This is a genomic window from Frankia sp. CcWB2, from assembly GCF_977927585.1.
Genome location: NZ_CDWRCM010000079.1, coordinates 13,173 through 19,012, shown reverse-complemented (window position 1 = coordinate 19,012; position 5,840 = coordinate 13,173). Strand labels below are relative to the sequence as shown.

General features: G+C 69.3%; 2 protein-coding genes and 2 pseudogenes. 1 reads left to right on the top strand and 3 read right to left on the bottom strand.

All coding sequences use genetic code 11. The features are described 5' to 3' along the window. Positions 1-359: 359 nt before the first annotated feature. Positions 360-600, top strand: a pseudogene (locus ACY45C_RS10580) (cytochrome P450); the annotation flags it as partial. 396 nt (positions 601-996) lie between these two features. Here ACY45C_RS10580 and ACY45C_RS10575 read toward each other — a convergent pair. The 3 genes and pseudogenes from ACY45C_RS10575 to ACY45C_RS10565 form a co-directional block, all read right to left on the bottom strand. After that, positions 997-3,195: pseudogene (locus ACY45C_RS10575) on the bottom strand (MMPL family transporter). Positions 3,196-3,725: 530 nt separating this feature from the next. Then, on the bottom strand, positions 3,726-4,592 hold the full coding sequence (folD, locus tag ACY45C_RS10570; protein WP_462187447.1) for a bifunctional methylenetetrahydrofolate dehydrogenase/methenyltetrahydrofolate cyclohydrolase FolD: 867 nt from the start codon (positions 4,590-4,592) through the stop codon (positions 3,726-3,728). Positions 4,593-4,945: 353 nt separating this feature from the next. Beyond that, complete coding sequence (locus ACY45C_RS10565) at positions 4,946-5,533, bottom strand: P-loop NTPase family protein (protein WP_462187446.1); 588 nt, start codon at positions 5,531-5,533, stop codon at positions 4,946-4,948. Positions 5,534-5,840 lie beyond the last annotated feature (307 nt).

Genomic DNA, 5,840 nt, shown 5'->3' with positions numbered 1-5,840 from the left:
CCGGCGATCCTGCACCAGATGCTGCTGCGGTACCGGTGGAGCCTGGCACCGGGCTACCGGATATCATTAGACCGTTTCCCGCTACCTGTTCCACGGGACGGGCTACCGGTCCAGCTGGAAAAGATTTCCTGACCACCTGACCGACCCTGTCACCCCTCGGGATTCACGTCGGAAAGAAGCGGTACCGCGGGTATTTGCGGCAGTCCGACCGGGCGCAGAAGGCTTCGTTGCCCCGGAGGAGCGCCGGAGACGATGACTTACTCCGCGACGTTCACTCCACCGGCGCGGTCGCGGGCCGGGTGTCTCACCTCATCACCCAAGGAAGTAAGGATATGCCGGCGATCAGCCGTTCGGGCATCATCCTCTTCGAGGACCCAGCGATCCACAGCAGCCACCGCAGCCTCCTGACAAAGGTTTTCACTCCCCGGAAGATGAACGCGCTGGAGCCGAAGATCCGCGAGTTCTGCGCACGCTGCCTCGATTCCCTCGTCGGCATCGACCGATTCGACTTCATCAAAGACCTGGGCGCGCAGATGCCCATGCGCACCATCGGCTACCTGTTGGGTATCCCCGAGACCGGGCAGGAGGCGACCCGGGACCGCCTCGACGAAGGCCTACGGCTGCGGGACGACGAGGATCGCGCCGCGCAGGCGGTGAACTTCGACTGGGAGGAGTTCGGGGACTACATCGACTGGCGGGTCGAGCACCCGTCCGAGCCCGTGCGTGTCTCGTAGCGTCCCGTAAGGCCCGGCGGCCAGCCCCGCTGCCCGCGTGGTGTCCCCGGCCCCGCCTCACCGGCATCGAAAGTCCGTTCCCGTGCGGCTGGGTCCGGCACCCTCCGCCGAGGACGGGGGGCCGATAGGGCAGCCCGGATCGCCACGGGACGAGGATCCAGTTCCTTGGGCGGAACGAGATCTTTCCAGGCGGCGGGTGCGCCTCCTGCCACCCTGGCCGGCGACTACAGCACGTCACCAGCAGTCGTCGGGTGCCCGGGCATCAGGGACGTGCGTTGGCTTCGGTCCTGGCGCGGAGGCCGGGCCGGGCGAGTGCGTGTCGGGAGAGCTTCGAGGGCCACCAGATCTTCGGACCGAGGTCATGGCTCAGTGCCGGCACGAGGACCGAGCGGACCAGAACCGTGTCCAGCAGCACCCCGAAGGCCACCGAGAAACCCAACTGGGCCAGGAAGACCAGCGGGAGGACGCCGAGTACGGCGAACGTCCCGGCGAGGACGATCCCGGCCGAGGTGATGACCCCGCCCGTGACCGCGAGGCCGCGCACGATGCCGCTACGGGTGCCGTGGATGAGGGTCTCCTCCCGGACCCTGGTCATCAGGAAGATGTTGTAGTCGATCCCCAGGGCGACGAGGAAGATGAACGCGAACAGCGGGAAGCCGGGATCCGCGTTGGCGAACCCGAAGACGTGGTTGAACACCACCGCGCTCACGCCCAGCGTCGCGGCGAACGAGAGCACCACCGTCGCGATCAGGAGGACCGGGGCGAGCAGTGCCCGCAGCAGGACGCCGAGCACAAGGAGGATGACGACCAGCACGATCGGGATGATCAGATTGCGGTCGTGGCGCGAGGCGTTCTGGGTGTCGAGATTGATCGCCGACTGGCCACCGACCAGGGCGTCCGCCCCGGGCACCTCCCGGACGACCCGTCGGATCTCAGTGATCGTGTTGTAAGCCTCGGCGGTGTCATAGCGGTAGACGATGGCGGCGTCGATGGCGATTCGACCGTCGACCGGGGCGACCTGGACCGACGCGGGTGCGCAGCCGTCGGGACCCCTCGCCGCCGGGCGCCCGCCGGACGCCGACCGGGCGGCGAGTTTGGGGTAGTCGACCTCCACGCAGACCGAGCCGGGAGCGGTGGCGACGCCGTCGACCTTCCGAACGGCGGCGATGACGTCCGCGGCGGCAGCGGTGTTGGTGATGATGACGGCCGGGGCGCCCTCCCCCTGGCTGAAGTTGGCGTCGAAGATCTCCTGGCCGACGATCGCCTCCGGCCGCCCCGTCAGGCTGTCCGTCGTCGACAGGCCGTCGACTTTCAGGGTGACGATCAGGGACGAGCAGGCCAGCAACACGACCGTCGTGACGATCCAGGCCCACCGGGCCCGGCGGACGAGGCCCCCGGCGAAGCGTGCCCAGAGACCGTGACCGGTGAGGTCGGCCTGGTGGTCGACGCGGGGAATGCGAGGCCAGAAGATCCAGCGTCCGGCGATCACCAGGAACACCGGCAGGAAGATTAGCATGATCAAGGCCGTACAGGCGATGCCGATCGCCGCTACCGGCCCGAGGCTGCGGGTGGAGTTCAGCTCACCGAGGATCAGGCAGAGCAGACCGAGGATCACCGTCGCCGCCGAGGCGATGATCGCCGGAGCGGCGCCCCGCCAGGCCGCAATCATCGCCTGGACCCGGCTGGGGTAGGTGTGCAACTCCTCCCGGTAGCGGCTCACCAGCAGCAGTGCGTAGTCGGTGCCGGCGCCGATGACCAGCACCGACAGGATGCCCTGACTCTGCCCGTTGAGGGTGAGGACGTCGTTCTTGGCCAACGGGTAGATAATCAGCGCCGAGACGCCGAGCGCGAGCACCGCGCTGAACAGCGGGAAGAACCACAGCACCGGGCTGCGGTAAACGAACAGCAGGATGCCCACGACGACAAGGCCCGCGGCGAGCAGCAACAGCCCATCGATGCCGGAAAACGCCTCGATGAAGGCGACGAGCAGACCCCCGGCCCGGCCGGGTGCACGGCGAGACCGGCCGGTGCCCCGTCGCGGGCGACCGCGACGACAGCCTTCTCGACGTCGACGAGTTCATCACCCTTGACCTCCCGGCCGCCGTCCTGGGCGACGAGCGGCACGGCCACGGCGGCCACAGCGCCGTTGCGGGCAAACTGGGGCGGCCCGAGCTGACCGGCGTCCACCCCGTGGATCCCGGCGAAGGACCTCACGTCGGCGGTGATCTTAGCTTTGTCCTGCGCGGTCAGCCCGCCCTGGCGATCGTAGACGACGAAGCCGGGAATCGTCTGCACAGAGCGGAACTGCCGCGACGCGGTGTCGACCTTGGTCGACTCGGCCGAGTTCGGGAGGTAGGCGGCGTTGTCGTTCTTTTGGACCTCGCTGAGCTTGCCCTGGTAGGATCCGTCGACGCCGCCGAGCAGGAGCCAGCCGACAGCCAGGAGCGAAGACGTAGACGATGCGTGGCCGGCGGGCGCGCGCCGGACGGCCACCGGAACCGGCGGGGCCGGAAGCAGAAGCGGGGCCGGAAGCGGAATCCGCCGGGGTACCGTTGCCGTCCCCGGGAGCGTTCCGCACCGCATCGGCCCCGGCGACGGCCGGCCCCGGCGGGAACTGTGCCGCTGGTGGTGCTGGCGCTGGCGGGGATGGTGCTGCCGGCGGGGACGGTGCTGCTGGCGCTGGCGGGGATGGTGCTGCCGGCGGGGACGGTGCTGCTGGCGCTGGCGGGGATGGTGCTGCCGGCGGGGTCTCCGCCCGTGCCGCCGACCCGCCGCCGCCCCCGACCTCGGACTCGTCCCCGCTGGTCATGCCCGTCTCCCCACGCCGAACGCACATCCTGTCCCAACGATGGCGATTCTGGCGCATGCCACCGACAGAACCCGTCGGCCCCACCGGCCGACGGGCGAAGAACCGATGAAAACCTTCACGTCAGGGATGTGACCCGCAAGTCCGGGGTGTGACTCGGTGCGGCAAGCGGCTCGTGGTGACCGTCAGCCCGGACCGTCAGCCCCGGCGGCGGCCTGCGCAGCGAGCAGGGTGTTGCGCAGCAGCATCGCGATCGTCATCGGCCCCACCCCGCCCGGCACCGGGGTCAGTTTCCCGGCCACCTCGCGCACCGCCTCGAAATCCACGTCGCCCCGCAGACCCTGCGGGGTCCGGTGCATGCCGACGTCGATGACGGTGGCGCCTGGCTTCACCGCGTGGACGCCGATGATCGCCTGTTTTCCCGCGGCGACGACGAGCACGTCGGCGCCGCGACAGACCGCCGCCAAGTCCCGCGTACGGGAGTGACAGATAGTTACAGTCGCATTACGTCCCACCAGCAGCTGTGCCACCGGACGACCGACCAGTTCGGAACGACCGACGACAACCGTGGGCGTACCGGACAACTCGACATCGTAGGAGTCCAGCAACTCGATGATTCCGGACGGTGTGCAGGGCCGCAGACCCGGCAGACCCCGGGCGAGCAGACCGACGCTGGCGGTGGTGAGCCCGTCAACGTCCTTCCCGGGTGGGATCCGGCCGACGAGCGCGGCCCCGTCCAAGCCTTCGGGCACCGGAAGCTGCAGCAGGATACCCGACACAGCCGGATCGGCGGCAAGATCGTCCAGGAGTGCCGCGACCTTCTCCTGGGAGGTGTCGGCCGGCAGGTGTTGATGCAGGTCGGCCATGCCGGCCTCGAGGCAGGCCCGACGCTTGCCGCCGACGTACACCGCGGACGCGGGGTCATCACCCACGAGCACGGTCGCGAGGCCGGGCTGGAGGCCGGTCCGGTCGCGGAACTCGGCGACCTCCCTGGCCACGTTCTCACGCACTCTGCGGGCGACGGCCTTGCCGTCGATGATCACTGCGCTCACTATCGGCCCTTCGCGTCACGGTCGTCAGATCATGCCCGGGTTCTACCCGGTCTCCGATCCGGGTCATGCCCGGGTCAGCCAGGCGTCCGGCGCGGTCTCCCCGGCCCCTGGCGCGGTCCCCCGGCGTCCGGCGGAGCCCGAGCGAGCACGCTACGCCAACAGAGCGCACAGGTGCCCAGTACCGTCATACCCACCACCGCGGGGAACCCTCGGGCGCGGGAAACGCCGACGGCGGCCACATTGTGGGGAGCAAGGCACGGTCCAGGGACCGCAGACCGTGCTCAGGTCCCCCAAATTCACCGGGCGACGGTCGGGCGACGGCTAGCCGATGACCGGGCACAGCCGGTTGGCCGTCACCGGCGGGCCGCTGGAACTCCCGAATAGGCCACGGCGGCCAGCCAGAGACGAACCTCACGCGGGGTAGACAGGCGAACGACCCGGTGTCCGGCGTGGTGTTCGGCGATGCTGTCGGCGAGACGGTTGCGGCTGGTACTCGGATATCTCCACAGCCAGGTGAGAAAAGCGAGGTCGAGCCGTTCCGGGCAGCCCGCGGCGAGGTCGGGACGGTTCCGTCCGTGCCACCGTGCCCAGCGTCGCAGTACTCGTGGGATGGTGATCCGCCGCGACAGGTCCAGGAACACGATGAGGTCGGCGGCGGGAATGCGCAGGTCCAGCGTGCCGCCGTAGTTCCCGTCCATCACCCATGCGGGCTCGGCGACGAGGTCGGCGACGACGGACCGCCATTGCGCCGTGGGTGTCTCGACCCATCCCGGTTGCCAGAAGTACCGGTCGAGATGCACGAGCGGCAGTCCGGTCTGGCGCGCGAGCTCGCGCGCCAGGGTGCTCTTGCCCGCCCCGCCGCTGCCGACGACGAGGATCCGCCGGGCGTCAGAGGGCATCGCTGCCGGCGCGGAGTCACGGCTCGTCCCGAGCGCATTCACCCGGTCAGTGTCCCACCGGTGCACCCGGCCTGGTGGTGAAACATCGTGCTTCGTCCCGACCCGACCGCCACCGCCCACCCGACCGCCACCGCCGAGCCGAGGGGGTGAGCCGCCGATGGCGCCAGCGTGTCGTTGATTGACGACGGTAGATCATGTTGCAATCCTCCGGTCTCGGAGAGTTGGCATTGCGTGATGGCTCCACGAACTCCTCCAGCCGGTCGACCGACGTCGGCCGATAACCGTCGATGGCTGACCGTGGCAGTCGGCCAGAGGAGATCATTTCGCGATGAACGATCGAAGGACATTC